At 35.8% G+C, this 4,398-nt stretch carries 2 protein-coding genes; one reads left to right on the top strand and one right to left on the bottom strand.

Annotated elements, in window-relative coordinates; all coding sequences use genetic code 11:
* Positions 1-1,063 (bottom strand): carboxylesterase family protein (locus tag ACJAT7_RS18050; RefSeq protein WP_415228187.1); only part of this gene is annotated, 1,063 nt, incomplete at its 3' end.
* A gap of 1,596 nt (positions 1,064-2,659) precedes the next feature.
* On the opposite strand from ACJAT7_RS18050, the gene ACJAT7_RS18055 reads away from it, so the two are divergent.
* Entirely contained in the window at positions 2,660-3,859 is a 1,200-nt protein-coding gene (locus ACJAT7_RS18055) for a GGDEF domain-containing protein (protein WP_415228188.1), read from the top strand.
* The last annotated feature ends 539 nt before the right edge of the window (positions 3,860-4,398 follow it).

Below are 4,398 nucleotides of genomic sequence, written 5' to 3' on the forward strand. Positions count from 1 at the left end.
TTTTTGCATAAAGGGGGTTGCTTAAAGCCCTTGCAAGGCCCTCTTTGGGTATAACAATCCCGTCGTTAGTTGTCAGTGGTTGATAGTCAATGATACCGGGCTTGTCAGCATACTGTGCCATTAAAGACACTGCGCTGACACTTTTTAAAATGGTACGAAGTTGCTCTGGCGTCTTTAATGTCTGGCTTTGGCCTTCCTGAGCGGATAGCAGATTTTCAACCATACGCAATGAACCCTGAGTGACATAGGCATTTTCATCCTGATGATCATAGGCATTCTCTAAACTGTTGCTGATGGTGTAACCGGATTGTGCAATGGCCTTGTGAAACAGCCCCTTAGATAAGGGCGTTGCCAGCATGGTGTAAACGTTATGGGCACCAGCAGATTCACCAAAAATGGTGACATTATCTGGGTTGCCGCCAAACGCAGTAATATTGCTTTGCACCCACTTTAAGGCCTCGATAATGTCTAAGCTGCCAAAGTTTGAGCTTTTATCAAAACCCTCCTGCAACCCCTGAATAGCTGGATGGTTAAACCAACCAAGTGCTCCAAGACGGTAATTAATCGCCACCACAATGACATTTTTTTCAGCAACTAAATTACTATAATTGTAGTAATCCTTGTGACCGTTAATATTGCCACCCCCATGGATCCAGACCATCACTGGGTAGTTTTTATCTACAAAGTCCTTTGGAGCACGAATATCAAGATATAAACAATCTTCTTTACCCACGATGCCTTCCCCAGCAATCCCCCCGTAATCAGAAGCTTCTTGAACACAAGCTGTGACAGGTTTATCGACAATGATTTTATTGGGTGTACTTAAAGGTCGTGGAGCCCGCCAGCGTAAGTCACCAACTGGAGGCTGTGCATAGGGAATGTCAAACCAACTGATTACTGTTCCAGAAATGGGAAAAGATTGGCCCTGAGTGATACCAGATGAGGTGTTTATGTTGTGTTCTGTAAGACGAACATTGAGTGGTTCTGAAGCATTAAAGAAACCATAAGATGACAGCGATATAATAATAAGTACGACGCTACAAATGCAAACTAGCTTTTTCATAATAAAATTCTTGTTAATGTGATGAACTACGATCAGAAAGGTTTATTATAAACACAGCACGATCCATACGTTCAACATTATTACAGTCTTATAAACAATAGAATCTCATATGCGAGCCCAAAAACATACGCGGTTAAGTTTGTTGAAATAACATGACGTCCAAGATGGAAGATATAGCAGAGCTACACAAATTTTATATGCTGAAGCAAAGTAACTACCACTCTTTATTAGATTGTAGTGGTACGATAATAGTGTTTCGGCAATATTATTTTGCAAAAAACCAGTAAAATTCAGTTTAAAAATTGATTTTTATGCTGCCCATTCCAGTTAAGTATTTTGAAACTTCCATCACTAAAAAAAGATTCGAATGGCAATTACAAATAACCCAATAGATCTGCTTAAGACTGTTGCCATAACCATGGTTAAAAGAAGGATCAGAAGAATATTAAATTTTATTAGTCTTCCAATTTCGTTCAATTTACCGACATTAAATTTAGACATGATTTTAGAAACTTCTAGAGCATCATTTAGTAATAACATCCGATATTTTTAGCTTTTTAACATAAAACACCCAGAGTTTTAAGAAGTCACATTGTACTGTTGAATCTCGAAAACAAAACATCAACACCGCTGACCATTACGATATTAGTTTTCAATCCAGTGGTCGACTATTTCAACATTTATCTGTATTTCCTGCTCTTAATTAGGATATAACGCCTAAATAAAATAATTAGAATTGTTTGATAACATTTTGGGGTATGAAAAATAGTAAATTGTTTTTAAGTCCTAATTTATTGTCTTGTGTACGTTTTTACATTTGTACTTTACCTACCTGACTTAAAACATAACAAAGCTACGTGATAAAAATGCCGTTAAACACAACGAAAAGTAGATTGAGTATTATTACCAATACTTGACTATTTACTTTGGGTAATTATCTAGCAACAACAAAACACGAGAGTAAGTAAAATACACGTCATTTTTTATAAAATGAGAATACTTCTCACCTCATATTTTGCATATCAACAACCCTTATATATCGATAATGCCAAGATTGTCGGCGAACTGCCGTCCATTACTCAACAGTTAACTTGTAATTCAAAATACGGAAAAGCGACACTCACTTTTGGAAAACTAGGTTTGAACATGGCTTTTGTTTATAATGATGAGCTATTTTTATTCAAACAGATTTATCGGAGGCGGCACTCTACTTTGTGCATGTTATGAAATAAATTTCTGATGATTTCATAACTGATAGTAATGCCCCTTGTTGCAAGTAATGCATGCCCATAACAAAAAGTCCTGTAAATTAATTGTTAAGAATAATCGCTAATTATAGAGAAGCAACATCCCAAAAATAAATCACAATCAAGCTCAAGATAGTTTAATATAGTTCAAATAAGGTTCAAATATAGTTCAAATATAGTTACTATCTATTATTAGTAAGTGTCGGTTACTATTTAATACGTGTAGTTTAAGATAGAATGACATTTGTAAACACATTTAAGACCGTCTCAATGCTCAAAATATCGAGCAATTAATAATTTATACAAAATAATTAATATAAAATAATTAATATAAAAGGTGCAGCAAACTTTGCAGCCGAATTCTAGTGCCAGTAGTGTGTCTTATGAAATAAAAAATCCTAGTAAATATATGACGCTTACTTATGTTATGTCACTCGCCTTGATAGCAATATTATCAAGCATAGTACACTTGGTATTAGGCAGAGTTATCGATGAGCAAAGTCAGACCGGTACAATTATCAATATTAGCGGTCAACAGCGAATGTTATCTCAGCGTGCGAGCTTTTTTACCATTGAATATTTGGTGTCGGGTTCAAACAGGTCTCATGACATTGCGTATAATGCAATTAAAAAAATGCACCGTAATCAGGTTGCATTAATCGGATACCCGGATACAACGAAAAAAATTGATAGGCTAAAATCTTTGTCGCCTGAACTAGATGCTTTATATTTTTCAGCCCCATTCGATGTTTATAAAAACACAAAGCTTTTTACCCAATCGATTGAAAGGGCTCTGGCGGTCGATCCTTTGGTAGAAAAATTGCCATTCGATATTCATTCCTTTGATTTTGTTATGTTGGCTAGAGACTCCTTACTTGATGGCTTACATGAAGTTGTCAATCAATACGAAATAGAGGGGTTAAATAGGATTGAAGCATTGCAGAGTGCACAAAATGTGGTTTTTTGGATCATGATTTTAACTATTTTTCTTGAGGCCTTATTTATTTTTCGGCCTATGGTATCCAAGATTTCTCGATATGCAAAGCGGCTTCAATATGAAGCTAAATACGATGCACTCAGTGGAATTTTAAACCGAGGAGCATTTACTTTATTAGCTGATAACGCGATTGCTAACGCAAAACAAAATAAACTTCCTCTAAGCGTAATAATAGGAGACATTGATCTTTTTAAAAGTGTCAATGACACCTATGGACATGTTGTAGGTGATGAAGTTATCAAATCTGTTGCTAATAGATTACATGAATGTATACGAAATACGGATATATTAGCTCGATTTGGTGGTGAAGAATATATTATTTTATTACCGCAAACCACGGTTCGAGATACTCATTTGTTAGCGTGTAAATTACGTCAAAGAATTTCCGAATTAGTAATGGGAGATGACGAAAAAAGCCTCAGTGTAACAATGAGTTTTGGTGTCGCTGAATTAATCAGTTATGACCTGAATATTGATCAACTTATTACCCGGGCAGATGAAGCGTTGTACTTATCAAAGAAAAAGGGACGGAATAGGGTCACTATAGGTTGAATTTATAATACTTTTAAGAGTGTTGGTAAAAGTACAAGTAAAATAAAACGTCATTTTTTATAAAATGAGAATACTTCTCAACTCATATTTTGCATATCGACAGCCCTTATATATCAATAATGCCGAGACTGTCGGCAAACTGCCGTCCATTACTCAACAGTTTCTTCGTAATTCAAAATGCAGAAAAGCGACACTCACTTTTGGAAAACTAGGTTTGAACATGGCTTTTGTTTATAATGATGAACTATTTTTATTCAAACTGACTTATCTGAGACGGCGCTCTAGTTTGTGAAACAATAATTCGACGACTTCGTTAACTTTTATATTTAGGTGAATGAGAAGTTTTAGGTCACCAACTGATGTTCATTAGGCACATCCCTGTGTCTAATGAACATCAGGGTAGCATTTGCTGTGCAAGTTGGCTTTCCTGCCGATTTGACAATACCTACCGTAATCTTAAATGCACCACTGCATTGCTTACAGGTGTCGATGTTTTAAACCCTTTAAAGCCTTTTCGCTCGGATTATCGACTGGTGTTT

Source organism: Psychromonas sp. (assembly GCF_047632995.1).
In the GTDB taxonomy this organism is placed as follows: Bacteria; Pseudomonadota; Gammaproteobacteria; order Enterobacterales; family Psychromonadaceae; genus Psychromonas.